Here is a 323-nt window from a genome sequence, read left to right on the forward strand (position 1 = left end):
TCTTTTTTCAAAAGGTTGAAAACCACATTTACTAAAGCGGCGGTGGCTTCGTCTTTGGCCAATGAACTAATGAAATTGTTCACTTTTGCAATACCTTCGTTTACGGTGTCGTCCCAACCGTCATTGATGCGATAGCCTATTGTGATTTCGCCACCGTCAAAACTAAAGGTGTGTGATTGCTGTTTTGCTTTCACCCCGTATAAATCTGCTTTTAGTTTTAGAATGTTTTCAAAGTATTGGAAAACCTCGGTTTTGGCATTCGAAAGCATTTCTGAGGCTATAGCGAGTTTAAAAACGGCTTTAGCGGCTGATTGTTCGGCTAG

At 40.9% G+C, this 323-nt stretch carries 1 pseudogene; it reads right to left on the reverse strand.

Annotation, left to right across the window (positions count from 1 at the left end):
• Positions 1-323: pseudogene (locus tag K5R64_RS13570) on the reverse strand (hypothetical protein); the annotation flags it as partial.

The organism is Flavobacterium sp. UMI-01 (genome assembly GCF_019656315.1).
GTDB lineage: Bacteria > Bacteroidota > Bacteroidia > Flavobacteriales > Flavobacteriaceae > Flavobacterium.